17 protein-coding genes are annotated in these 25,332 nt (G+C 52.3%); 6 read left to right on the top strand and 11 right to left on the bottom strand.

The annotated features are described in order from the left end of the window. Window positions 1-27 precede the first annotated feature (27 nt). Complete coding sequence (locus tag ACP7AJ_RS13530) at window positions 28-924, bottom strand: ABC transporter permease (RefSeq protein ID WP_426060742.1); 897 nt, start codon at window positions 922-924, stop codon at window positions 28-30. Between the two features lie 1,382 nt (window positions 925-2,306). Continuing rightward, a complete protein-coding gene (locus tag ACP7AJ_RS13525; RefSeq protein ID WP_426060741.1) occupies window positions 2,307-3,488 on the bottom strand; it encodes an acyltransferase family protein in 1,182 nt (393 codons plus the stop codon). 91 nt (window positions 3,489-3,579) lie between these two features. Here ACP7AJ_RS13525 and ACP7AJ_RS13520 point away from each other — a divergent pair, with 91 nt between their 5' ends. Further along, window positions 3,580-3,711 carry a hypothetical protein gene (locus tag ACP7AJ_RS13520; RefSeq protein ID WP_426060740.1) on the top strand — a complete coding sequence of 44 codons (132 nt, stop codon included), beginning with the start codon at window positions 3,580-3,582 and terminating at the stop codon, window positions 3,709-3,711. A 266-nt stretch (window positions 3,712-3,977) separates the two neighbouring features. Here the strand turns inward: ACP7AJ_RS13520 and ACP7AJ_RS13515 are convergent, their stop codons facing one another. From ACP7AJ_RS13515 to asnB, 8 genes are all read right to left on the bottom strand, one after another. Further along, window positions 3,978-4,943, bottom strand: coding sequence for a glycosyltransferase family 2 protein (locus tag ACP7AJ_RS13515; protein WP_426060739.1), 966 nt, complete (start codon window positions 4,941-4,943; stop codon window positions 3,978-3,980). A gap of 132 nt (window positions 4,944-5,075) precedes the next feature. Beyond that, on the bottom strand, window positions 5,076-6,017 hold the full coding sequence (locus tag ACP7AJ_RS13510; RefSeq protein WP_426060738.1) for a hypothetical protein: 942 nt from the start codon (window positions 6,015-6,017) through the stop codon (window positions 5,076-5,078). Next, entirely contained in the window at window positions 6,014-6,424 is a 411-nt protein-coding gene (locus ACP7AJ_RS13505; protein ID WP_426060737.1) for a sugar 3,4-ketoisomerase, read from the bottom strand. The genes ACP7AJ_RS13510 and ACP7AJ_RS13505 overlap by 4 nt, the downstream gene beginning before the upstream one ends. 4 nt (window positions 6,425-6,428) lie before the next feature. Further along, a complete protein-coding gene (locus ACP7AJ_RS13500) occupies window positions 6,429-7,376 on the bottom strand; it encodes a UDP-glucuronic acid decarboxylase family protein (protein ID WP_426060736.1) in 948 nt (315 codons plus the stop codon). Between the two features lie 121 nt (window positions 7,377-7,497). Beyond that, a complete protein-coding gene (locus ACP7AJ_RS13495; RefSeq protein WP_426060735.1) occupies window positions 7,498-8,841 on the bottom strand; it encodes a UDP-glucose dehydrogenase family protein in 1,344 nt (447 codons plus the stop codon). 151 nt (window positions 8,842-8,992) lie between these two features. Further along, complete coding sequence (locus tag ACP7AJ_RS13490; RefSeq protein ID WP_426060734.1) at window positions 8,993-10,591, bottom strand: hypothetical protein; 1,599 nt, start codon at window positions 10,589-10,591, stop codon at window positions 8,993-8,995. 30 nt (window positions 10,592-10,621) lie between these two features. Next, a complete protein-coding gene (locus tag ACP7AJ_RS13485; protein WP_426060733.1) occupies window positions 10,622-11,332 on the bottom strand; it encodes a glycosyltransferase family 2 protein in 711 nt (236 codons plus the stop codon). Window positions 11,333-11,384: 52 nt separating this feature from the next. Continuing rightward, entirely contained in the window at window positions 11,385-13,289 is a 1,905-nt protein-coding gene (asnB, locus tag ACP7AJ_RS13480) for an asparagine synthase (glutamine-hydrolyzing) (RefSeq protein ID WP_426060732.1), read from the bottom strand. A 193-nt stretch (window positions 13,290-13,482) separates the two neighbouring features. Between asnB and ACP7AJ_RS13475 the strand changes: the two genes are divergently transcribed. Both ACP7AJ_RS13475 and ACP7AJ_RS13470 read left to right on the top strand, forming a co-directional pair. Continuing rightward, on the top strand, window positions 13,483-13,986 hold the full coding sequence (locus ACP7AJ_RS13475) for an acyl-CoA-binding protein (protein WP_426060731.1): 504 nt from the start codon (window positions 13,483-13,485) through the stop codon (window positions 13,984-13,986). Between the two features lie 205 nt (window positions 13,987-14,191). Further along, window positions 14,192-15,838, top strand: coding sequence for an amidase (locus tag ACP7AJ_RS13470; protein WP_426060730.1), 1,647 nt, complete (start codon window positions 14,192-14,194; stop codon window positions 15,836-15,838). A 180-nt stretch (window positions 15,839-16,018) separates the two neighbouring features. On the opposite strand, the gene ACP7AJ_RS13465 is transcribed toward ACP7AJ_RS13470, so the two are convergent. Next, the gene (locus ACP7AJ_RS13465) at window positions 16,019-17,428 is read right to left on the bottom strand and encodes an FAD-binding oxidoreductase (RefSeq protein WP_426060729.1); all 1,410 of its coding nucleotides are present in this window, start codon (window positions 17,426-17,428) and stop codon (window positions 16,019-16,021) included. A 53-nt stretch (window positions 17,429-17,481) separates the two neighbouring features. Between ACP7AJ_RS13465 and ACP7AJ_RS13460 the strand changes: the two genes are divergently transcribed. The 3 genes from ACP7AJ_RS13460 (at window position 17,482) to ACP7AJ_RS13450 (ending at window position 25,210) form a co-directional block, all read left to right on the top strand. Continuing rightward, window positions 17,482-18,108 carry a C40 family peptidase gene (locus ACP7AJ_RS13460; protein ID WP_426060728.1) on the top strand — a complete coding sequence of 209 codons (627 nt, stop codon included), beginning with the start codon at window positions 17,482-17,484 and terminating at the stop codon, window positions 18,106-18,108. 146 nt (window positions 18,109-18,254) lie between these two features. After that, window positions 18,255-21,464: a TonB-dependent receptor gene (locus ACP7AJ_RS13455; protein ID WP_426060727.1), complete on the top strand. Its 3,210-nt coding sequence runs from the start codon at window positions 18,255-18,257 to the stop codon at window positions 21,462-21,464. A gap of 284 nt (window positions 21,465-21,748) precedes the next feature. Continuing rightward, window positions 21,749-25,210 (top strand): carboxypeptidase regulatory-like domain-containing protein, encoded by a 3,462-nt coding sequence (locus tag ACP7AJ_RS13450; RefSeq protein ID WP_426060726.1) that lies wholly within the window; start codon window positions 21,749-21,751, stop codon window positions 25,208-25,210. Window positions 25,211-25,332 lie beyond the last annotated feature (122 nt).

Raw genomic sequence — 25,332 nt, 5'->3', positions numbered from 1 at the left:
GCCAGCCGCTCGCTTGGCAAGCAGCCGCTAAACAGTGTCCGTAAAACTCTTTTGCACCTTGTTGAACACCACCGTGCCCACCACTAGAATGGCCAGGGTAACGGCTGCGCTGTAGCCCAGTGCCCCCCAGCTAAACGTGCCCGAACCAAGAAAGCCGTATCGAAAGGTTTCGACGATGGAGCTCAGCGGGTTGGCCATGATGAGCGGCTTGTACTTCAGCGGCAGCTTCGACAGCGGGTAGATAACCGGCGTGGCGTACATGAGCAGCTGCACCCCGAAGGTGAGCAGCATGGCCAAGTCGCGGTACTTAGTGGTGAGGGCGCTGAAGAGCATGCCCAGACCCAACGAAAGCAAGCCCATTAGGGCCAGTAGCACGGGTGTGAGCAGGATATACAGGTTAGGGTGCAGGCTATCCTGAGTGGTCAGGTAGTACATCCACACGGCCAGAAACAGCACGAACTGGATGCCGAAGCGAATCAGGTTGGACACCACGATGGACAGGGGCATGGTGAGGCGCGGGAAATACACCTTGCCAAAAATTGCCGCATTGGCCGTGAACACCGTGGAGGTGCTGGTCAGGGTTTGGGCGAAGTAGTTCCAGATGGTGACGCCGGCCAAGTAGAAGGGCAGCTGCGGCAGGCCATCGGTGGAAAGGTTGGCGATGCCGCCGAACACTATCATGTAGGTGATAGTGGTGAGTAGTGGCTGGATGAAAAACCAGATAGGACCCAAAATCGTCTGCTTGTACGTAGATACGAAATCCCGCCGTACGAAAAGCATCACCAGGTCGCGGTAGCGCCACACGTCGCGCAGTCCCAGGTCAAGGAGCCGGGTGCGGGGCTGGATGACTTCGGTCCAGTTGTCATCGGGCGACGCATCGGGGGCGATGGGAGACGGACTGCGTAGAACTTCGGATGTTTGCACAGATAGCGAATTAGAAGTAATCACAAGCAGCACCTTGCGTAATGCTCACGTTTTTAACCGTATTGTTATTGGACACGCCTATTGATTATGCAAAGATAGCCAGAACTCAAGAGTCGGCGTCTACATTTTAAGTGGCCAGTATCTCATGAGTTTTGGCTAGTAAACGGACTATTTCCCAAATGATGGGTTATCTTAACATATTATGAGAGTATGTGGACATTCATAGCCCTTTCGAGTGCGGCGAGAAAGTAAGCCGCGCACTTTTCGCAGTGAGTGGTATAGCTATAGCCGAACGAGACAGAAGGATAAGTCCTTCTGTCTCGTTCGGCTATAGCTATACCACCTCAGAATACGAGCACCAGCTACTGGCCTAGCTGAGGAAAAACCAGAAAACATGAAAAAGCCCCTGCCTTGAGGCAGGGGCTTTTTCATGCGCATACGTCGAACTGCCGGGCTAATCCGGGCCCGATTTTCACGAGAACCGCACTGCTGACCTGTTGACAGTTTAATGCATTGGCATTAGGCCTCTCCCATGCTCCAAAACGAGGCCGCACCACATCACAGTGTTACCGATTAAATTTTTTGTTCAAAAATTTATTGACATGTTGCAAAAAAGAAAATTTAAGCTAACTTTGATTATCAATCAAAAACACAAACCAATCACACATTAAACCTAAAAATATTATGAAACCTCTACTTTTCCACATCAGCGGCACTGTATTGGCTGCGGCTTTCCTTTTAATGGGCTGTGCCAAGGAGGCTGATTCAGTCGCTCCTGCTACTCTAACGGCTGCGCAGCCTAATCCACTCAATATTGAAGTAGGGTCAACATGGCCTCAGGGACCCGCAGTTACGGGCTTGGATTGCACAGTAGACATGATTGTTGTCAGGATTACTGATCCGAAAAATGGAAGCGAATTTGCCAAATGGACCGGCCAAGCTTCCTGCCCTCCCCCCACCAGGTTGGTCCACAAAGCTTCGTATACAGTACCGGGCTCTAGTCCAACCGATGCTGGCTATACATTTGAATACAATACCACTACGGAGGTCACCGGCGCAGTCACAATGTCAACTTTCTACTTCCTTAACAAACAATAGGGATTACTTGGCCCAATACGCCGTATAACCGGATTTGTCGCGTTATAAAGAGGTGGATTGCAAATAGCACCGCCTTTGCTTCTTCACATAAGTAATGCCCTGTCCGTACCAACGGATGGGGCTTTTTACTTCATCCAACCCAAGGCCTTGGTAGCCAAAAAGCGACACTCATATAATAAGACTGCCGTAGCACAACAACCGTGGCAATGGTCACTAGCTGCCTGGCAAGCTAAGGAAACCCCAAACTCTTATCCAAAAGCCTCAGCCACCTAATCGGGTTTCTGCTATTTGTGGGCTGCTAATCGCACTTGCAAGGGGTGTTCGATAAACTTATACAGGGCAATGGAAACCAATACCATGATGGCAAATAACAACCCCAGGTTCTCCGTAACATGGGTTTGCAGAAACACGCTCAGAAAGCCCATGTGAATTAGGTAAAATGCATAGGAGCTTTTGCCCAACAGGTCGGCCCACCGGGTGGAAAGACCCGCCCGCAGCCATGACGGCTCGGCAATCAGGCCCCATAGCAGCAGGACGATGCCTATCGGAAGCAGCAGGTTGTTAACGAGCGCAAACTGATAGGCCACGAATCCGGTGATGTTGGCTCCAGGCAACGAAACCTGCGTGAGCAGCAGCATACATGCGCCAATGCAGGCAGTGCCCACCACGGTTAGTATCAAAAAGCCGTGTCGAACCCGGGTCCTTCGCTGCAACAGTAGCGCCAAGCCCATGCCTGCGATGAATTCTGTAGACCGTCCAAAGAATGTTTGGAGCAGCATGAACGATGGGGAGCCAAATAATCCGAAGCGGGAGAGAGCAGCAACGGGCAACGATTGGCAAATCAGGACCAGCCCAAAGCCGATGCCCAGCAGCAGCAACGGGTAAAAGGCCAAGAACTTGCGACTTCGATGCAGGCCGTAGAGGAGCAGAGGAGCAGACAGGTAGAAGCACTCTTCGACCGTCAAGGTCCAGCCCTGCATAATTCCAGAGAACTTGAAATACTCGAAAAAACCTCGCAAGAAAGTTAGGTTCAGGCCGACCATTAGGGCTTTCTCTCCGGGGTAATTAGCTGCACGTCCCCACAGCCCACTGATATCATAGCTCGGATTCCGCGTTGCGGCCAGAAAAGTGAGCACCGTGAGCACAAAATACAACGGGTAAATGCGGGCAAACCGGTTTTGAATATAGCGCTTTGCCCAGTTCCAGGACAACTTCAGTCCGGCGCTGTAGCGACTGGTAATCAGAAAACCACTGAGCACAAAGAAGACGGCAACGCCGATGTGTAGCTGGTGGGTTAGTTCGTACAGGCTAATGCCCAATTCCGAAGTGGCGTCCTTAAATGGGTTGAAGTGGTGAAAGAACACGGCATAGGCCGCCAAGGCCCGAACACCGGTCAGGGCCGGGTAATAAAACTTGGTCTGGGGAGGAGGAGTAAGCGTGGCGGGCAGCCCCGAAACTTCGGCCAAGCGTTTACGGTATTTGGCTATCATCCCACAAAACTACGCTGGGAACCATGTTAAGTTCCACTAAGTATCTTACCGGCCGAACCCCTCTCATATGGAAGTAGCTGCCCACACCCTGGCCGAAGCCACGCGCTCGGCACCGCTTATCGATTACGCTGTCTGCATCGTTGCCGACAATTGCACAGCGAACCACCGCGGCGACTGGCCAATGAAGGGCCGCAAATAAGCCATGCGCGTGGTTGAGAACCGTGCCGAAGGCATCTCGCTGGTGCACGTGCTCACCTTCTGCGGGAAGGCGCACTACTTCAATGCGTTTGCGACCCACCGGTTCTAAATATTCGGGCGACTGTGGATGAACTAGCTCAATTTAAGTACACCAATGTACCATTACGTATACCCTGAAAAGAGGGAAAGTCCGTCGTCTCTATGGAAAACGGGCTTTTAGGTAATGGGGGCTGCAGTATCATCTTAAGGTAAATTACTGCTGGCCTATCATGAGCCAGCAGCTATTTCCTGTTCGGGAGTTGCGTCCTCATAGGTCTGGTTTACCACGTACAAAGGCCGTTGGCGTGCCGCATCCAGTCCCCGCCAAACGTACTCGCCAATTACCCCAAGCGCTATCATTTGGAAAGCGGAAACGAATAGCATGACCACCATTAGGGAAGTCCAGCCAGCGGGTTCGTTGGGACTGGCTATTTTGAGCGCGATGACGTAGACGCCATATAGCAACGCAATGGCTCCGAGCCCCAGTCCCAGGACTGAAATAGCCCGAATTGGCAAGAAGGAAAATGCCAGCAGAGAATCGACCAGAAGCTTAATCTTCTTATTGAGCGTCCAGCGCGACTTTCCTATTTTGCGCTTGCGCCTGGTGTATGGAATGCTGACATACGCAAAGCCCAGCCACACCATAAGGTAGAAGACGTTGGAATTGCGCTCGTGCATCTTAGTGACTTCGATGGCTACCTGACGGTCAAAGAACACAAAATCGAAGCCTCCATCGGGAATGTTACCGAGGGCCAGGTTTTTCATCAGCCAATGAAATGCTTTTGCCAGCGTCACGGAGAGGCCGGTTTCTTCCCGGTTCTGGCGGCTGCCAATGACCAGCTTAAAGCCTTTTTTCCAATGCGCGTACATCTGCACCATCAGCTCAGGCGGGTCTTGCAGGTCGGCAGTGATGACAGCCAAACAGTCGCCGGTAGCATGTGCGATGCCCGCAACGATGGCATTGTACGACCCGACGTTACCGGCCAAGTCCACGATTCGGATGCGGCCAGGGTAGTGGCCCTGCGCATGGCGCAGGGCACCGAGCGTGTCGTCGCCTGAACCGTCATTGACAAATACGTATTCGAAGGTGACTTCGGAGGGGAAATTAACTTCATTCGCCACCAACTCCTGAGTCGTCACCGGAATATTTTCCTCATTGAAATAGCAAGGAATAATTACGGAGAGTTTGGGCATGAGAGGAAGTTTTATTTGCAGCTTTTAATATGCAAAAGGTTTTTGGCAGGTTGTTACGTAAGTGAGTTTGCTACTGATAAATCTATGATTGCCCCTATTTGCAAAGTAGAGCTTTCACGCAACGTTAGTAAATCAACTAGCATGGTAGGCCAACACATGGGAGGTAGAACCCAGATGAAAACCTAGTTTTTCACAACTCCTGAACACTGCGTGATTGGTTGCTTGCGTGGTCATCAGCACAGCTTCGTGGCCCAAGTCTTTGGCGCGGTGCAGCGTCTCTGCCATAAGCTTCACATGCCAACCCCGATTCTGAGCACCAACAGCTGTTAGAAGTACTCGTGAAAGCTGCTTACCCAAAGCAGAAGAGTCACTGACAAGGTCGCTAATAGCTAAAAAAGAGTCAATAGGCAGTTCGACGCTATCGGGCACAAGCACAGTGGAGGCAAGCTTGGTAGTTACAGTGTTTTCACCATAGCGCGCCAAGTATGCATCGGCGCACACTTCTCCAAACCAAGCATCGGCATGGAATCGGTCATAAGGATTGCGAGCGGAGGCCGCAATTTGGCCAACCAGAACTCCTTCCGCTGCTTTCGCAGCCCGTACAGGAAAACGTTCGTAGTCGAACGCTGCCAACTTGTCTCGGTAATATGTGAGGCGCGTTTCAACCAATCGCCAGCCACCAGCGGTGAGGCCCTGTAGAAGCTTCACATCTTCGGCGGGTACTACGCTATATGCATAGAAAGCTCCATTCTGCGCTGCTAGCTGCGGCCCTAGTGCTGCAGCAGCCTTTGCTAAGTCGGCGTCGGAAGCAGTGTCATCGAATAGCCCAGTAAACAAACGAAAAACAGGGGTTTCAAAATATGTTGAGTCCCACTGCAAATGCTGCAAAAGCCAATGAATGCTTTTGGGCCCGCCGATATTACTATGGATTTGAGCCCCAGATACTTGACTCCAACGCATAGCCGCGCCCGTGCCGTATAACTCTTGTTGGGTGGCAGCGGAAAGCTGACGCAGAAAATAATATGGGGAATAATAGGCTAATTCGGTAGCACGTGCCTCAATCAGCGTTTTCAAACTTGTTGATTCCATTTCTGACGGAATGCTTCGTATTCCCGGATATAGTCAGCTTCGTCATAAGGCTGAGAAGCCAACACTAATTGGACAGCCGAATGAGAATACTGCATGGTATGCCAAGCATGCGGTGGTACGTACAGGCCGACATTAGGGTCCTCCAGCTTAAAAGTCTGAATGCTGCCGTTTGCCAATTCGGTTGTTACAGTAATACGGCCAGCAGTTGCAATTAGCACCTGCTCGGTATTGTGGTGTGCATGCCGACCACGAACAATACTTTCGGGTGTGTAATATGTCCAAAATATTCGCTCGATGGTGAAGGGCACTAGCCTGTGTTGCTCGGTCACCGATATGTAGCCGATTTCAGGAGCACCTAATTTAGGAAACTTAATCAGATAGGGGTCTGGCATTACTTTACTTAACGTGTTCCTTGAAATACTCCAGTGTGCGACGCAAACCTTCAGCCCGGTCTACTTTGGGCTCCCAGCCCAGGATTTCTTTAGCTTTGGTTATATCGGGTCGGCGCTTCATAGGGTCGTTTTCAGGTAAAGCCTGATAAGTGGGCTTAAACTCCACGCCGGTCAGGCGGGCAATTTCCTCTCCGAACTCCTTGATGGTAATTTCCGAGGGGTTTCCAATGTTGACTGGCAAGTGGTAGTCACTGAGGAGCAAACGATAGATACCTTCTACCAAGTCATCGACGTAGCAGAACGAGCGGGTCTGAGAGCCATCGCCAAATACGGTGAGGTTCTCGCCGCGTAGGGCTTGAGAAAGGAATGCTGGCAGCACGCGGCCGTCGTCGAGGCGCATGCGGGGGCCGTAGGTGTTGAAAATGCGTATGATGCGCGTTTCCAGGCCGTGGTGGTTGTGGTAGGCCATGGTAATGGCTTCCTGGAAGCGCTTGGCTTCGTCGTAGCAGCCGCGAGGACCTACGGGATTCACGTTACCGAAATACTCTTCTACCTGCGGGTGAATTTCGGGGTCGCCGTAAACTTCCGAGGTGCTGGCAATCAGCATGCGAGCGCTTTTCACACGGGCCAGGCCCAACAGATTGTGGGTACCCAACGAACCCACTTTCAGGGTTTGAATCGGGATTTTGAGATAGTCAATCGGCGAGGCCGGCGAGGCAAAATGCAGGATGTAGTCGAGCTTGCCGGGCACGAATACAAACTTGCTGACATCGGACTGGTGGAACTCGAAGTCGGGTCTGCCAAACAGGTGCTCAATATTCTGGAGCGAGCCCGTAATCAGATTGTCCATGGCCACAACGTGGTAGCCTTCAGCCAAGAACCGGTCGCATAGGTGGGAGCCAAGAAAACCAGCTCCGCCGGTAACAAGGACGCGTTTTTTTTCTTCAGACATATTTTTTGTCACCCTAGGGGCGGCGAAGGACCTCATCACGTCCGCGCCGCGCTATGTATTATGGAATCCTGGAGGCAACCGTGATAAGGGCCTTCGTTGCGCTCAGGATGACATTTCAAAACTAAGCTTGTACGGGCTCTTTGTGCTCGGTTCTTACCCCAATGCAGTGATAGGCAAAACCAAGGGCCTGTAATTCGTGGGCTTCGTAGATGTTGCGACCATCAAAAACAACCTTTTGCTTCATCAAACGTCCTACTACCTCGAAGTTAGGCGAACGGAAGTCCGGCCATTCAGTCACAACCAGCAAAGCGTCGGCATCGATGAGGGCCGCAAACTCGTCTTTAGCATAGGTAATGGAGTCGCCGAGGGTGTGACGGGCTTCGGGCATTGCAACGGGGTCGTAGGCGGTAACGATGCAACCAGCAGCCAGTAACTTCTCAATTATGACCAACGAGGGAGCCTCGCGCATGTCATCGGTTTTGGGCTTGAAGGACAGACCCCAAATGGCCATTTTTAAGCCCCGCAATTCACCACTGAAGTGCCGGCTTACCTTGTCGAAAAGCACGGATTTCTGCTGCTCATTCACTTCCTCTACGGCCCGCAGCACCTGCATGTCGTAGCCGTTTTCCTGAGCAGTTTTAATTAGGGCTTTCACGTCTTTCGGGAAGCAGGAGCCACCGTAGCCTATGCCGGGATAAATAAACTTGGTGCCAATGCGGGCGTCGGAGCCGATGCCGCGGCGCACCATGTTCACGTCGGCACCCATGATTTCGCATAAGTTGGCCACATCGTTCATGAAGCTAATTTTCGTAGCCAACATCGAATTGGCGGCGTACTTCGTCATCTCGGCCGACGGAATGTCCATGAAGATGATGGGGTGACCGTTGAGCAGGAACGGCTTGTACAGCTTGCTCATCGCATCTTCGGCGCGCTCAGAGGCTACCCCCACCACAATACGGTCGGGCTTGAGGAAGTCATCGATGGCTGCTCCTTCTTTCAGGAATTCGGGGTTTGAGGCTACGTCAAACTCAATGTCGACGCCGCGCTTTTCGAGGGCCTTTTCAATTTCGGTGCGCACCTTGGCAGCTGTGCCCACCGGCACGGTGCTTTTCGTAACGATGACACCGTAGCTATTCATGCTCTCGCCAATGCCACGGGCAACAGCGAGCACGTATTTCAGGTCAGCCGAGCCGTCTTCGCCGGGAGGGGTGCCCACGGCAATAAATGCCACGTCGCAATCCTGAATGGCCTCAGACAAGCTGGTGGAAAACTTCAGACGCCCTTTTTCAACGTTGCGGCTTACCATTTCTTCCAAGCCGGGCTCGTAGATGGGGAGAATACCCTGGTGGAGATTGTCAATCTTTTTTTGGTCGATATCAACGCATGTTACATCAATGCCTACCTCGGCAAAACACGTTCCGGTTACTAGTCCGACGTAGCCAGTGCCAACAATTGCTATTTTCATTATTTATAGAAGAATGGTTTGTGAAATCAAATCAGGCGCGTTGCAATCTTACGCTAAATGCATTTGAAACTCCGTAAGAACCTCAGCTTACTTAATCACCAATTGACGCTGCAAGCACAAATAATCATCACATTAAATACATACGGGTGGTTTATTTATTAGGCCCTTTTATACTGTAAATCTGGAATTGAAAATTCTTGGTTGTTAGAAGATCACGCTCGGTTTTATTGTAACCCTCAAATTGATAAGCAGGAAACTTTGCCATATAATCGCCCTGCACGAGTAATATCCCTCGGTTGCGCATGTCACCCAAAGGCCTGTAGCAACGAATTGGGTACAGATAGCCGAAGTTCACAAGCAGTAAAGCGTTTTTTTCTTTAGATTGTGAATTGCCAGTTTCATTCTTGTATTTACTTTGAAAAGGCTCGAATTTGAACTCTTCATTACCGCAAGCAGTGTTGGAGCGCATTCGTAGCAAGGGAAGAGGCGAGAAAATTTTCTTCGCAAACGCTGCATCTTTAACATAAACCACTTTGGAGTAATCAACAAAGAAAATCAGAAATGAGGCAAGACTGGCGGCAACTAAGAGGTATCTTGCTCCGGCCCTATTGACGCTGGCAATACCGTACATGCCTACCAAAATCAATAACGGCATAAATAAATGCAGGGTTCTACCATAGAACACCAACTTATGACCATAGAACACTAACGAGGCGTAGCAGCCCCAGCTTAATATGAGGGCAATGGTTAAAAGAATTCGCTGAGCTTGAAATTTATCTATGTGTGCTGGAAACTTAATAATTATTCGAAGCAGCGACACAAATGACAAAAGCAACAGGATTAAAAGGATGCTACCCAGTACCCTTTCAACTTTAATTAAATAGAGAACGGCAAAAGAATACCCTTCTGAGAAGTCACCTTGGGTAATGGTCGCGGATAATGTCTGACTGCTATTAATATAGCTCACCCCCCCTAGCCTTGCAATCAGTTCGAAGATTAGTATAATACTTGTAAAACCCGCAATGTATACTGAAACACGCAATATCAACTTTCTAAATGCATTTATACCGAATGGGAACTCAATCATCATTATTCCCAATATCAGGGGGGCCATAAAATAGCCTGGATAAGTGACAAAACAAAGGCCTGAAATAAGCCCGACTGTAAACACTGGTATTTTTTTCTCAGGGAATTCGTTTTTATAACCCTTAACTATAAGCAGTAGAGCAATTAAGAAGAAACAAATACTTATGTCATATGGTAGGATATGTCGTATGTAGATATTGCTGTTTACCAAAGATGCGTACATAACTACTGCAACTCTACTCCACTTATCATTGAAGAATGATTTTGCTATACTATAGAATAATACAGTATTGATTATCAGTATCACCCAGTTCATCCAAGCAGCAGTTACCAAGGATGCTGGAGTATTAGTATTTATATTAAATATTTTAAATAAGCCCGCCTGAATGATGGCTGGGAGAAGCCGGATAAATGCATCTCCGGGTCGTCCTTGGGTAGAGTAAAGTGAAACAATGCCTTCCTTTAGGTTTCCTTCAGCGAAGTTTTTTACTGCTTCTAAAGTAAAAAAATAGCGATATTCATCAACAAATGATGTCAACCCGTGACCAATTAGGCTGGAACGCAGTAAAATGATTGTTAGAATTGCAAAATAGAAAATAAATATTTCAATATCTAACCTGTTCTCTTTTAGAACAATCTCAGTATTGGTATTAGTCTTTTTCATAGTTCAAAATATTTATTATAAATTTATAATTTACTTGAACAGGCCGTATTTCACTATACAATAGATTGCGCGAACTCCATCACGCCAGCCAATTTTCTTACCTTCGGCGTATGTACGACCATAGTAGCTAATACCAACTTCATAAATACGCACATCTGGGACTCTAGCTACCTTAGCTGTTACTTCGGGTTCAAACCCAAATCGCTTTTCTTCAAGACTTAACCCCTGGATAATATCTCGACGAAATAGCTTATAACATGTCTCCATGTCTGTTAGGTTTAAATTGTTAAAGGAATTAGAAAACTGCGTCAGTATTTTGTTGCCGATACTATGCCAGAAAAACAGAATACGGTGGGGTCTCCCGCCCATGAAACGCGAACCAAAAACAACATCGGCGAATCCCTTTAACACAGGCCGTAGCAAGACATTGTATTCTTCTGGGTCATATTCCAAATCCGCGTCCTGAATAACAACATAATCACCCGTTGCCATCCGTATTCCGGTATGCAGTGCTGCACCCTTGCCCATATTGACAGCATGGACATGGTAGGAGATAGGCATTTCAGGATGTTCGTGCATATACCGGTGAACAGCTTCTTCAGTATTATCTTTCGAACAGTCATTAACGATTATAATTTCCTTTTCCATACCACCAATCAATTGTACTTCGGAAATTAGATTCAATATTTCGTGAATGGTCGGCCCTTCGTTATATGCGGGTATTACTATAGAAAGCTTCACTTATTTTTAAAAAAGTTAAAGAGAAAGGTAAAAGCATAGCACATAGCACCTCCTAGGTCATATACTGCTTCCACCAGGTTTGAAATACGATGAGGCCCCAAATGCGGGCGTGCACATCGCCGGGGCTGCGCGAGAATAGCTGAGTTTTCAGTTCCCGAATAGCTCCTACGTCGAAGATGCCCTGGCTCTCGATGAAGTCATCGCTCAGCAGGTCGTCTTCAATCAGGGAGCGAAGCTCGCCGCGCATCCACTTCAGCAGAGGCACTTCGAAGCCGTGTTTGGGCCGGTCGTAGAGCTCGACAGGCAACTCGGAGCGGAAAGCATCTTGCACGATGCGCTTTTTCATATGCGCATTGACTTTGCTGCTCACGGGCAGCGAGAAGGCAAAGTCTACCACCTTGTAGTCAAGGAAAGGGGTGCGTACTTCCAGCGAGTTGGCCATGCTCATCATGTCCACTTTGGTGAGCATGTCGTAGGGCAGCACGAGCTTCATGTCGGTGAGAAGCACCTCATTGAGGTCGCCATCGGCGTGAAGGTGCTCCAGGATGTCTTTGCGGCGCTTTACGGCAGCTTTCTTGCCCACTTTGCGGCGGCTGGCGGCACTGAGCAGGTTGCGGGCATCGGCAGCCGAGGCGAAGGAGGCCCAATCCCAGTACCGGTCTTTCACGCCGGCTTGCATGCCGCGCGAAAAGCGCTGGAGCTGCCGCACGCGGTTTCCGATAAAGGAATTACGCGACTTGGGCAATACGTCCCACAGAAAGCTAAGTCCCGTCACGGCTTCGGCTTTGAAGCCGCCCTGGCGGACCTTGAACTCGCCCATGTGCTTATTGTAGCCGCCAAACATTTCGTCGGCACCATCGCCGCTTAGGGCAACGGTTACTTTTTGGCGGGTGCGCTGGCTGAGGATGTACACCGCCAGGGCCGAGGAGTCGGCGAAGGGCTCATCCAAATACGAGAGCATGTCGTGGATGTGCTCGTAGAGGTCGTTGTTGGTCAGCGAGAAAACTGTGTGGTTGGTCTTATGGCGGGCCGCCACCAGATTGGCATACTTGGTTTCGTCGAAGAACGGCTCGTCTTTAAAGCCGATGCTGAATGTGTTGAGGTGGGGCGTGTGCCGGGCGGCGAGGGCCGTGATAACACTGGAGTCAATGCCGCCGCTTAGGAAAGCGCCCAGCGGCACGTCGGCTACGAGGCGGCGCTGCACGGCACCGTCCATGAGCTCTACCAGCTTTTTCTGCTGCTCTTCGTAGCTGAGCTTGTTTTTAGCAACCTTTTTGGGGTCGTAAGGAATTTTATACCATGCCTTGCGCACCACCTTATCATCCTTGATGAAGAGGTAGTGGCCGGGCAGCAGTTTCTTTACGCCCTTGAAAATGCTAGCTGGGCCAGGGATATAGTTTAGCTGCAGGTACTGGCTCAGGGCCACGAAATCGAGCTTGCGTGGCACGCCCAGGGCCATCATCGACTTCATCTCCGACGCAAAAAACAGCCGGTCTTCGTCGCGGTAGATGAGCAACGGCTTAACGCCGAAACGGTCGCGGGCAATGAAAAGGGAATTCTCCTCCTTGTCGTAGATAGCCAGGCCGAAAAAGCCATTCAGCTTTTTGATGAACCCCCGCCCTTCGGTGATGTAAAGCTGAAGAATAACCTCCGTATCGGTTTGGGAGTGAAACTTACAGCCGCGCTTTATCAGCTTCTCGCGCAACTCGCGGAAGTTGAAAATCTCTCCGTTGAATACGATGGTATAGCGCCCGGCCGCATCCGTCATTGGCTGGTTGCCATCGGCCGAGAGGTCAAGAATGGCCAGCCGACGAAAGCCCAGCCCGCACTGGTCGTACACGAAGTGGCCCTCCGAGTCGGGGCCGCGGCGAATGATGGCGTCGGTAGACGCTTGCAGGTTGTTCAGGGACTGACGACCTGTTTCCGAAAAGGCAAATACTCCAGTTATTCCGCACATAGTAGCTCGCAAAAGTACGACCCCGCAACCTAAAGGCTACTCCCGAGGTATTGAGAGGGGCACAAACAGTGGCTAATCTGCTTAAAATCGCCGCCTTTACGAATTTTAAAAAGTCTTTACCAGCCTGTTTCAGGCTTAGCTCAACCCTGCTAAGGCCTCTTCTACCCCATTCAATTTCTTTCCTTCCCACCCCATGAACATCGAAGAACAATTTCAAGCCGCCGCCGAGCGGGTAAACAACCTACCGCCCGATACTGCCGCCGCTCACATGACTGAGCTCTACGGTCTTTTCAAGCAAGCTACTGAAGGCGATGTGAATATGAAAAACGGCGAGGTGGACCCCAATGACGCCGACCAGGCCGACGGCCCCGCTGGCCTGTCGCAAGCCCAATGGGATTCCTGGAATCAGTTTAAGGGCGTGCCCGAAGAAGAAGCCAAGCAGCGCTACGTAGCCCGGGTAGCAGAAATCAGCGGCGGCTCCGATTCTGCCTCCGAAACGCCTACCAATACTGTTGCTACCGACGCAGCTACGAATGCGCCCATGGGTGCATCTGGTAGCGATGCGGAGAATACCACCACGGCCCGCCAGCCTGACCACGGCCCGGGCCAGAGCACAGAAGGAGGCCTTAAAGGCGATATCACCTTTGGCGCCCCTTACGGCGGGGAAGACATGCTAAAAGGTCAGCAGTCGAAGTAAGACTGCTGTAAAAAAAACAAGCAGTCCTAATCAAGAAAGCCGGCTCCTTATAAGGGACCGGCTTTTCTTTTGCATTCTATTTCCGCTTTCGAATTAGTAGCAACAGCAGCATGCCAGAGAGAGCTGCCGATTACATAGTATCATTGCCCGCCAAAGCCTTTGCTGCTTTTTTTGCACCCTTGGGTCTTTGCCCTAGCTAATTTTTATGGACCGTCGTCACTTTCTGAATCACGGCACCCGCGCCGCTCTAACCGTTGCACTTATTCCGGTCGCTGCTTGCCAGTCAACGGCCGATAAACCCAATGCCGAGACAGACGGAGGTGCCCAAGCGACTGCTGGCGCTACGAACACTGATTCATTCGCCCTGCACGAAGCCACCGTGTCCGAGTTGCAGGACCGGATGGCCAAAGGCACCGAAACCGCCCGCAGCCTCTGCGAGAAATACCTGGACCGTATCAAGGCCCTTAACGAACAAGGCCCCATGCTACGTGCCGTTATCGAAACCAACCCCGATGCCTTGGCCATTGCCGACAAGCTGGACCAAGAGCGCAAAGCCGGCAAGGTGCGCGGCCCCCTACATGGTATTCCGGTGCTGATTAAGGACAACATCGACAGCGGCGACCAGATGATGACCACAGCCGGGAGTTTGGCACTACTCGGGCATAAGGCCAAGCAAGATGCCTTCATTGTGCAAAAGCTGCGAGCCGCTGGCGCAGTGCTATTGGGCAAAACGAATCTAAGCGAGTGGGCCAACTTCCGCTCCACGCGCTCGGTGAGTGGTTGGAGCAGCCGGGGCCACCAAAGCCGCAACTCCTATGTTCTTGACCGTTCTACCAGCGGCTCGAGCTCTGGCTCGGGCGTGGCGGTGGCCGCCAACCTGTGTGCCATTGCCATTGGCACCGAAACCGACGGCTCGGTGGTGTCGCCCGCGTCGTGCAGTTCGCTGGTGGGCCTCAAGCCCACCGTGGGCCTGCTGAGCCGGAGCGGCATCATTCCCATTTCGAGCACGCAGGACACGGCCGGCCCCATGGCCCGCACAGTGCGCGATGCCGCCATTCTCCTGGGAGCACTGACTGGCCCTGACCCAGCTGACCCGGCAAAACTGCCGAACTCCTCTCCTGTTCCGGCGGACTACACCACGTTTCTGAAAGCGGACGCCTTAACTGGCCAGCGCCTTGGAGTTGAAAAAGCACACCTTAACGGGCCGCCAGCGGTGGCTGCATTGTTTAAAGAGGCCATTGCGGTACTCAAGGCCAAGGGCGCCACTATTGTGGAAGTCGACCTCGTAAAAAAGACCAATCCATTGGGCGACGCTGAATTCGACGTGTTGCTTTATGAATTTAAAGAAGGTGTGAATAAATATCTTGCAACCGCAGGAGCCGAAGTGCGCAACCTTGCCGACGTCATTGCTTTCAATAATGCTCATGCCGCTGAAACGATGCCTTTTTTCGGGCAAGAGATACTGATTGACGCCGAAAAAACGGACGGATTGAATAGCGCTAAATACAAGGCGGCTGTGCAGAAGTCGGTATCGGAATCGCGCAAAGCGTTGGATGGGATACTTCGGGATAATAAGCTCACGGCCATTGTGGGCATCACCAACGGCCCGGCGTGGTGCATCGATTGGGTGAATGGCGACTACTCGACGGGAGTAAGCTTTTCGTCGCCCGCAGCCATGGCCGGCTACCCGCACCTAACCGTGCCCATGGGGGCAGTATTGGGGCTGCCCGTGGGAATCTCATTCGTGGGCCCAGCTTATCAGGAAGGACAGCTGCTGGCGCTTGGCTACGCGTATGAGCAGGCTAGCAAGAAACGAGTGGTACCGAAGATGCTGCCGACAGTGGTGGCGTAGATAACACCGCAGCCGCTTGCATCGAAGCCTTTCCCTACCGAGCACCTTATCCAGCAGAAAGCCCCACTGCTTATTTGCAGTGGGGCTTTCTTATTTCTGATTAGTTCGTCAGGGTTCCTTTATCCTCCAGCGAATGGACGTGCCTGGCCGGGAGTGAAGCGCCTGCTAGGACCAGAAAAGTTAAAATATCTTCCCCGGATTCAGAATGCCGTGCGGGTCAAACACGGCTTTAATCCCCCGCATCAGATTGAGGTTGGTCTCAGCCAGGGCAATGCCGATATAGCCTTTCTGAACCAGCCCAATACCGTGCTCGCCCGAAATGGTGCCGCCCAGCTTCACGCATAGCTCAAATATTTCGGAGATAGGCTTGCGCAGGCCAACGTTCCAGGTTTCGTCGTCGATGTTGCCGCGGATGATGTTCACGTGCAGATTGCCGTCGCCGGCGTGGCCGTAGCACACGCTCTTGAAACCGTAGCGAGCACCGATTTCTTTCACCCCCTTCAACAGCTTAGGCAATTCAGCCCGGGGAACCACGGTGTCCTCTTCTTTATACACAGAGTTATAGCGGACCGAATTGCCAATGTTGCGGCGGATTTTCCAGAGCTCATCCTTTTGTGTGGCGTTGTCGGCCAAGAGGATTTCGCCCACGTCGTAATTCTCGAGCACGCCATATACTTGCTCAGCTTCCTTATAGAGTTGGTCCAGGTCCTGGCCGTCGAGCTCAATGAGCAAGTGAGCCGTGATATCATCGGGCAGTGCGAGTGGAATTTTGAGATAGTCGGAGGACCAGGCAATGGCCTCGCGCTCCATAAACTCCATCCCAGATGGAATGATGCCGGCCCGGAATACGGCCGAAACAGCCTCGGCGGCCTGCTCTTCCTGCCGGAAGGGCACCAGCATGAGAATGTTCTGCTGGGGAAAGGGCAGCAGCCGGAAAACGACTTTGGTGATGATGCCCAAGGTACCTTCCGAGCCCACCATAAGCTGGGTGAGGTTGTAGCCGGTAGAGTTTTTGAGGGTATTGGCCGCCGTCCAAATGATTTCGCCGGTGGGCAATACCACCTGCAGGTTGAGGACATAGTCGCGGGTGGTGCCGTATTTCACGGCCTTGGGGCCGCCGCTGCTGTGGGCCAGGTTGCCACCCAGGAAGCAGCTGCCTTTGCTGGCCGGGTCGGGCGGGTAAAAAAGCCCTACTTCTTTCACGGCATTTTGGAAGGCTTCGTTCACCACCCCGGGTTCTACGGTGGCCTGCAGGTTGCGCTCGTCAATCTGGACGATTTTATTAAGCCGCTCGGTGCTCAGCAACACTCCGTTGTGGATGGGCAGGGCCCCACCGCTCAGGCCCGTGCCAGCGCCGCGGGGCGTGACGGGAATGCGGTTCTCGTGGCACAGACGCATAATCTGGCTGATTTCGTCGGCATCAGCCGGGCGCAGCACCACATCGGGGGCATAGTGCAGGTCTTCGGTGTGGTCGCGGCCATAATCGGCGTACACATCGGCTTCGGCCCGCTGGGCGGTGATGACGTGCGAGGGGCCCACTATGGCCTCAAACGCGACAATTAATTCGGGGGTGAGAGCGTTAAAATTCATCGGCGGTTAAACTGAACAAGCCGCACAAACTATATTTGCGGCCAATGGGGAGGGTGACAACGAAGATACTACCGGTGCTGCTGCTGACTTTGCTCATGCTAGCCAGCTGCAACCGCAAGCTAAATTACCGCGACGGCAAGTACCGTTCGGCCCGCGAGATGGTACGCCTGAAAAAAGCGGGCCGCTACTCCAGTAGCCGCCCCACGGGCAAATCCAAAACCATACGCACTGCTCCCAGCGGCGCCCGAACGAAGGTTGTAACCAAAAGGCCCCTTCGCAAAGGCAACGCCACCGGCACCCTAGCCTCGGTGATTGAGACAGCCCGCTCCTATCAAGGCACTCCTTACCGCTACGGCGGCACCACCCGCTTGGGCCTCGACTGCTCGGGCCTGCTGCAGCTTTCATTTGGCGAGGCTGGCGTTAGCATTCCGCGCTCTTCTAACGAGCAGGCTGTTTGGGGTATTCCCGTGCGGACCACGGACTTGCGTCCTGGCGATTTGGTTTTTTTTGGGGCCTCGCCCGGCAGCCGTACCATCACCCATGTAGGCCTCGTGACCGTGGTAGATGATGAAGGCGTGGACTTTATTCATGCCTCGACCTCTCTGGGAGTGGTAGAAAACAGCTTAGAATCTGACTATTACTTAAGTCGTTTTATTCGAGCAATTCGGCCCCAATTGTAAAAATAGCTAGTACCTTTGCGGTTTAATAGGTCCACTGTGCCCCACTCGGTAAATGGTAAATTTACCTTAATGTAAGGCTCTCTCAACAAGCCTTACCTTTGTCCCGCTTTTCAACAAGCATTTTAATTTCCACCAACCTTTTTTGTATGAATAATTTACGTTTACGCCACTTGTTGTTGTTGGCGTTAATGCTCTTTACCTCCCACCTGGGCTGGAGCCAGGGCGCTACTACGGCGGCAATGAGTGGGACAATCACTGACAGTAAAGGGGAAGGGCTGCCGGGCGCTACAGTTATTGCAGTGCATACCCCTACCAACACTCAATACGTAGCCCCAACCAATGCGGATGGTCGCTTCAACATCCAGGGGATGCGGGTAGGTGGTCCGTACACTATGAAAGTAACTTTTGTTGGTTATCAAGACGTCAACCGCGACAACATTACGCTGTCGCTAGGCCAGAACCAGCGAATTGATGTGCAGCTAAACGACGCTACTACCCAGCTAAATGAAGTAGTAGTGAGCGGCCGTGCAGACCAGAACATTAACGCGGGCCGCACTGGTGCTGCCACGAATGTGAGCCGTGAGCAGATTAACCAGTTACCAACCCTCAACCGTAACCTAACTGACTTCACTCGCCTCACTCCGCAGGCATCGGGCGGCGGCAGTTCCTCGTTTGGTGGTGCTAACAACCGCTATAACAACATTACAATCGACGGCGCGGTAAACAACGACGTGTTTGGCCTTGCTGGCTCGGGTACTCCCGGTGGCCAAGCAGGTACTAATCCCATCGCACTTGATGCCATCGACCAGATTCAGGTTGTATTGGCCCCCTACGATGTAACGCTGGGCAACTTCACCGGCGCTGGTGTAAATGCTATCACCCGTTCAGGCTCAAACGATTTATCGGCTTCAATTTATGGCTTTGGTCGCAATCAGAATACCATTGGCAAGAGCGTAACTGAGCCCCGTACTAAAGCAGAGGAATTTTATAATTACCAAACTGGCTTTCGGGTTGGTGGTCCAGTTATTAAGGACAAGTTGTTCTTTTTCCTGAATGCAGAAATAGCGCGCAATAGCACTCCCTTAGGCTTCTCGCCTGGCGCCAGCGACTCACGTGTAAGTGTTGCCAACCTAGAGCGTATTGCAGCCATTGCCCGTAGGCCTACCAGCGAGGGCGGCCTTTATGGTGGCTATGACCCAGGTAGCTTTGGTGATATTATAGCTCGTACAGAAAGCAACAAGATTTTTGGTCGTTTGGACCTCAACATCTCTGACAATAGCACGCTTACCCTACGTCACAATTACGTAAAGGCGTTTGATGATAACATCTCACGCGGCGCGGCATCGGTTCGCTTCAGCAACAATGCCTACCGCATCAACAACACGACGAACAGCACTGTTGCTGAATTGAACTCCCGCTTTAATGGCGGTTTTTCAAACAAGTTGATTCTGACTTACACAGCTATTCGTGACTTCCGTGACATCTATGGTGCCACAAGCCCGGCTTATCAGATTTCGGATGGTGGTGTCACCTACAGCCTCGGCCAGGAACGTAGCTCATTTGGCAACGCGCTTGACCAAGACATCGTTGAGTTTACTGACAACCTGACCAAGTCGTTCGGCAAGCACACGATTACTATCGGCACTCATAACGAAGGCTTTAAATTCCGCAACCTGTTCCTGAACAACGGCCAAGGCTACTACCTATTCGGTCCTACTGGTACAGCAGGTACAACAGGTTTCCGCACCGGCATTCAGAACTTCGAGGAAGGCCGCAGTACCCGCGTTCAGGCGAGCTACCCTACTGCCAACAACGGAGAAGCTACCTTCAAAGCAGCTCAATTGGGCTTTTATGCTCAAGATGAATATACACCTATTTCTAACTTGCGCCTCACCTACGGTCTGCGGGTTGATATCCCAGTGTTCCTTGACAAGCCCGGCTACAATGCTGGGGTTACTGAGCGGTTCGGCAGCGAGTATAAAACCAGCAACACGCCTAATGGCCAGTTGCTGTTCTCGCCCCGTCTGGGATTCAACTGGGACGTAAACAACGATGCCAAAGTACAGGTGCGCGGTGGTACCGGTGTCTTCACCGGCCGAGTGCCATTTGTATGGATTTCGAATAGCTATACTAACAGCGGCCTGATTCAGGGCTCGGTAGACCAATTTGGTTCGCCTACGTTACCTGTACAAAGTGACCCAGCTCAGATACCTACCTCGTATACCCCTGTCAGAACTACCCAAATCAACCTCGTGCGTGACGACTTCCGACTGCCACAGGTATGGCGTACCAACTTGGCTGTTGACTTCCGTCTTCCCGGTGACGTCTTAGCGACGGTAGAGGGTATCTATTCTAAGACACTCAACGACATCTACTATAGGGATATTAACCTAACGGCTCCCGTAGGCCGTTTGGCGGGTCCGGACCAGCGTCCGGTATACGCTGCTACCACTGCATTGCGCCGCGTTGACCCCAGCTACACTAACGTTTACCTACTTGACAACACCAACAAAGGCTACCGTTACAACGCTACCTTTCAGTTGCAAAAAAACTTTGCTAATGGCTTGAACACCACGGCTGCCTATACTTACGGTGTATCGAAGGAAATTAACAGCGGTTCGAGCAGCACGGCTTCGTCGAACTTCGGCTTTAACCAAGTTGCCTTTGACCCGAACAACCCTGAGCTAGGTTTCTCACGTAACGACCAGCGTCACCGTGTAATTGCTAGCTCTGGCTATACGCTACGCTACGCAGGCGACGCGCTGGCTACTACCTTCAGTTTGTTCTACGAAGGCCGCGGCGGCCAGCCTATTACCTACATTGTAGGTCAGAATTCGGATTTGAATCGTGATGGTAACCAAGGCAACGACTTAGTGTACGTGCCAACGAACGTATACGACGAAAGTCAAATCAAGCTGACGACGAGCGGCAGTTCCGACACCCGCACCCTCGACCAAATTAAGGACCAGCTTAATGCTTTCATTGAAAACGACCCTTACCTGCGTTCGCGTCGTGGTCAAGTAGTAGAGCGTTTTGCAGGCCGCATGCCCTGGACTCATCAGATTGACCTGCGTGTTGCTCAGGACATCAACTTCCAAGCTGGCGGCAAGAAAAACACCATTCAATTAACGTTTGACGTACAGAATCTCGGCAACCTGTTGAACAGGGACTGGGGTCACCAGTACACGCTGTCCAATAACGCCTTTGAGTTGCTACGTGCTGAGTCGACAGGTCCTGGCGTACAGCCGACCTTCTCGTTTCCCGTTGCAAATGCAACCAGGGGTCGGGCATACGACATTGCTCCGTTCTTCTCGCGGTGGCAGGGTCAATTAGGCGTCCGCTACACATTCAACTAATCTTAATGAGTTGATTTAGCCAAAGAAGGGCAGGATTTATTCCTGCCCTTTTTTTTGCTCTGTGTCCAATGAACCGTCGGTTTATAAGGAGCTATTCAATTAATATACATGTAATGCGAGCCGCCTCAACTGCTCTTACATTTGTACTGATTTTTCTCACTCTCACCATTTTCACTCAGCCTTTTTAGTATATGAATACCCTATACTGGCGCCACATATTCTTGCTGGCACTTATGGTCCTTTCTGCCCGTTTAGGCTGGAGTCAAGGTGCTACTACAGCAGCTATGAGCGGGGTTATTACGGATAGCAAGGGAGAGGGCCTGCCCGGGGCTACCGTCATCGCCGTCCACACGCCCACCAATACGCAGTACGTGGCACCGACCAACTCCGACGGGCGCTTCAACATTCAGAACATGCGCGTGGGTGGGCCTTATACCGTCCGCGTTACGTTCGTCGGCTACAAGGACGTCACCCGCGAAAGCATCAACCTAGCCCTGGGCCAAAACGAACGGGTTGACATAAAGCTCAACGACACCTCGACCCAATTGAGCGAAGTCGTGGTTAGTGGCCGCCAGGACCCCATTATGAACGCTGGCCGCACCGGTGCTGCTACCACTGTGCAGCGTGAGCAAATTGAGCGTCTCCCAACCCTGAACCGCTCGTTCGCCGATTTCACCCGCCTCACGCCTCAGGCCAACGGCTTGGGTTTTGGTGGTCGAAGCGGCGCTTTCAATAACTTCACAGTCGACGGGGCTATTTTTAACAATGCCTTTGGCCTTAGCAACACGGTAGGCGGCCAGACGGGCGCCCAGCCTATTTCAATTGATGCCATCGAGCAAATTCAGGTGAGCATCGCACCCTTCGACGTACGCCAAGGTTCGTTTACGGGCGCCGGCATCAACGCCGTTACCCGTTCGGGCACCAACCGCTTCAGTGGCTCGGTTTATTTTTTCAACCGCAACGAGAGCAAGTATTTTCTGGGTCGTGAGGTAGGAAACCAAAGTGTCACCGTTACTGATTTCCGCTTACGCAACTTCGGCGGCCGTGTTGGTGGCCCGATCATCAAGGACAAGCTGTTCTTCTTCGTAAGTGGGGAACGCGAGCGTCGCACCGACCCACCGTCGGGCAATTTCATGGCCAGCGGCGAAGGCCGGCCAGCCAATGGCACCAGCATCTCGCAGGTCAGCGAAGGTCAACTCAATACGTTGAGTAATTTCTTGAGCACGAATTATAACTACACTACGGGACCTTACCAAAGTTTCAGCCAGCGCCAGAATAGCGACAAGCTAACAGTAAAGCTCGATTGGAACATCAACGCCAATCACCGCTTCAATGTGAAGTACAACCTGTTGCGTTCACTAGCCGACATTCCGCCTAGCAACAGCGGCAGCCTCACTAACCAAGCTGCTACGGGCCGCCAGGGCACGGCCTTCGGCCTGCCTTTCCTAGCGGCTTACTACGAAATCAACAACAACCTTGACTCTTACATCGCCGAACTGAACAGCACGTTCGGGTCGCGCTTTTCCAACAACCTGACAGCTGGCTACACTGCCTTCCGCGACTTCCGCGCTACTACCTCATCAGCGTTTCCGTTCGTGGAGATTGGCAACGGTGTGGGCCTGTCCGGTGCCACTGGTACCCAAACCCCCAACGCTACATTGACAGTATTTGGCTACGAGCCTTTCACTGCCAACAACCTGCTTAATACGGACGTGTATCAGTTTGGCGACAACTTCACAGCCTACTTGGGCAAGCACAACGTAACGGTAGGTACCTACAACGAATACTACAAGTTTCGTAACGGCTTCGCGCCAAACCTCAACAGCTTCTACCGCTTCAATTCGCTGGAAGACTTTTATAGCAACACCGGCTTTGCTTACAACCGCGCTGGCAACACGCTAACGCCACTGGCTCCCGGCGATGCGCGTGCCAATCCCACGCAGTTCCAGAACCAGTACCCCGCCAACGCCACTGGTCAGTTCCCATTTGCTGAAATCAATGCCGCTCAGTTTGGCCTCTACGTCCAGGATGAGTACTCTCCTATCAGCAACTTGCGCCTCACCGTAGGCTTGCGCGGTGACCTGCCAGTAGTAGAATCGAACGTGGGCCAGAACACGGCTGCGGCAGCGCTGACCTTTCGCAATGGGGAGCGTATCAACACGGGCGAGCTGCCTAAGCGGACGGTGCTTTTCTCGCCCCGCATTGGCTTCAACTGGGACGTTGACGACAACAAACTGACACAGCTCCGCGGTGGTACGGGCGTGTTTACTGGGCGTGTGCCCTTTGTGTGGCTGTCGAATCAGGCCAGCAATAACGGGGTTCTCTTTGGCTCCAACTTTGCCAACAACGCCGCGACCGGTATTACTACCACGTTTAGCCGATTCAATCCCGACCCTCAATATTACGTGCCTGGCAACCCCAACGGCCCCATTGCTGGGCCAGCAACTTCCAACACTGCTTACAACCTCGCCGTTACGGCGCGCGACTTTAAGTATCCGCAGGTCTGGCGCACCAACGTGGCCGTGGACCAACAGCTGCCCGGCGGCATTATTGGCACGCTTGAAGGTTTTTACACAAGGGACCTCAATTCGGTGTATCACCAGAATGTGAACCTTCCGGGTTCGGAAGAAAGCCCCGTCAATCGTGCCAGCGGGCCTGACCAGCGACCCATCTTCTACACCTTCGGTGCGCCGCAAACCGGCGCCGGCACCGGCTTGGTAAACACCACGGCCAATAACCGCATCTACGGTTTCGTACCAGCTCCGAATCCTAACCCAAATAACTTACAAAACGGCAACACAGCCGCACGGCCCAACATTTCGGACGCCATCGTGATGCGGAATACAAACCGCGGTTATTCCTATGCTCTCACCGCCCAGCTCCAGAAATCGTTCAGCAGCGGGCTGTTTGCCAGCTTAGCTTATACTTACACCGACGCCAAGTCGGTGAACGACGGTGGCTCAATTGCCCAATCCATCTGGCGTGACCGGCAGGTATCGGGCGACCCCAATGCCGAGGCGTTGAGCTACTCCAGCTTCCTGCAGCGTCACCGCATTGTTGCCGTGGCCTCCTACCGCCGCGAATACATTGGCCGACTCGCGACATCGTTGTCGGTATTCTACACCGGGGCCCCGGCCGGCCGCTTCAGCTACGTGTACAATGGCGACATGAACGGCGATGCCCAAACAGGCAATGACCTGATGTACATCCCACGCAACCGCCAAGACATCGTGCTGCGCGACATCACCTTCTCTGCAGCACAAGGCGGTGGGGTGTACACGGCCGACCAGCAGTACGCAGCCTTCGATGCTTACATCAACCAAGACAAATACCTCAGGAACCGCCGCGGTGAGTACGCGGAGCGCAACGGCGCCGAGTTTCCGTGGCTGCATCAAGTAGACTTGAAGTTGATTCAGGACCTGTTCCAGAACATAGGCGAAAACCGCAACACGTTGCAGTTGAGCCTCGACATGTTCAACGTAGGCAACTTTTTTAACTCGAACTGGGGAACATTGAAAGCGACCAACCGCGCCAACCCCTTGACCTTTGCTGGTTATACCACGCAGGGCCAGCCTGCTTTCACGTTTCCTTACCTAACAAACCAGAGCATTGCTACTCCGGCCATAGGTACTACCCCCGCAGTGGTTAACCCCGGGGTTCCTCTGAGTCAGACCTTCCGCGACAACGTAGGCGCTATTAGCTCGCGTTGGCAGGCCCAGGTAGGCATTCGCTACATCTTCAATTAAGCTTTCTTGCTTGGCGTAGCCTGGAAGAGGGCCGGAATTGCTTCCGGCCCTCTTTTTTGTGGCTGATTTCTTGGGTCTTGCGCGCTTATCCCAAAAAAACTGCGCTGTACACTTGCCAAACC

It is taken from the genome of Hymenobacter sp. B1770, from assembly GCF_049896385.1.
GTDB lineage: Bacteria > Bacteroidota > Bacteroidia > Cytophagales > Hymenobacteraceae > Hymenobacter.
The sequence above is the reverse complement of the archived record's forward strand: the minus strand, read 5'-3'. Positions and strand labels throughout refer to the sequence as shown.

Excerpts from the sequence above, each read along its gene's own strand:
- ACP7AJ_RS13520 (WP_426060740.1), top strand. The coding sequence starts at position 3,580 with ATGGAAGTAGCTGCCCACACCCTGGCCGAAGCCACGCGCTCGGCACCG.
- ACP7AJ_RS13515 (WP_426060739.1), bottom strand. The coding sequence starts at position 4,943 with ATGCCCAAACTCTCCGTAATTATTCCTTGCTATTTCAATGAGGAAAAT.
- ACP7AJ_RS13505 (WP_426060737.1), bottom strand. The coding sequence starts at position 6,424 with ATGCCAGACCCCTATCTGATTAAGTTTCCTAAATTAGGTGCTCCTGAA.
- ACP7AJ_RS13500 (WP_426060736.1), bottom strand. The coding sequence starts at position 7,376 with ATGTCTGAAGAAAAAAAACGCGTCCTTGTTACCGGCGGAGCTGGTTTT.
- ACP7AJ_RS13495 (WP_426060735.1), bottom strand. The coding sequence starts at position 8,841 with ATGAAAATAGCAATTGTTGGCACTGGCTACGTCGGACTAGTAACCGGA.
- ACP7AJ_RS13490 (WP_426060734.1), bottom strand. The coding sequence starts at position 10,591 with ATGAAAAAGACTAATACCAATACTGAGATTGTTCTAAAAGAGAACAGG.
- asnB (WP_426060732.1), bottom strand. The coding sequence starts at position 13,289 with ATGTGCGGAATAACTGGAGTATTTGCCTTTTCGGAAACAGGTCGTCAG.
- ACP7AJ_RS13475 (WP_426060731.1), top strand. The coding sequence starts at position 13,483 with ATGAACATCGAAGAACAATTTCAAGCCGCCGCCGAGCGGGTAAACAAC.
- ACP7AJ_RS13470 (WP_426060730.1), top strand. The coding sequence starts at position 14,192 with ATGGACCGTCGTCACTTTCTGAATCACGGCACCCGCGCCGCTCTAACC.
- ACP7AJ_RS13465 (WP_426060729.1), bottom strand. The coding sequence starts at position 17,428 with ATGAATTTTAACGCTCTCACCCCCGAATTAATTGTCGCGTTTGAGGCC.
- ACP7AJ_RS13455 (WP_426060727.1), top strand. The coding sequence starts at position 18,255 with ATGAATAATTTACGTTTACGCCACTTGTTGTTGTTGGCGTTAATGCTC.
- ACP7AJ_RS13450 (WP_426060726.1), top strand. The coding sequence starts at position 21,749 with ATGAGCGGGGTTATTACGGATAGCAAGGGAGAGGGCCTGCCCGGGGCT.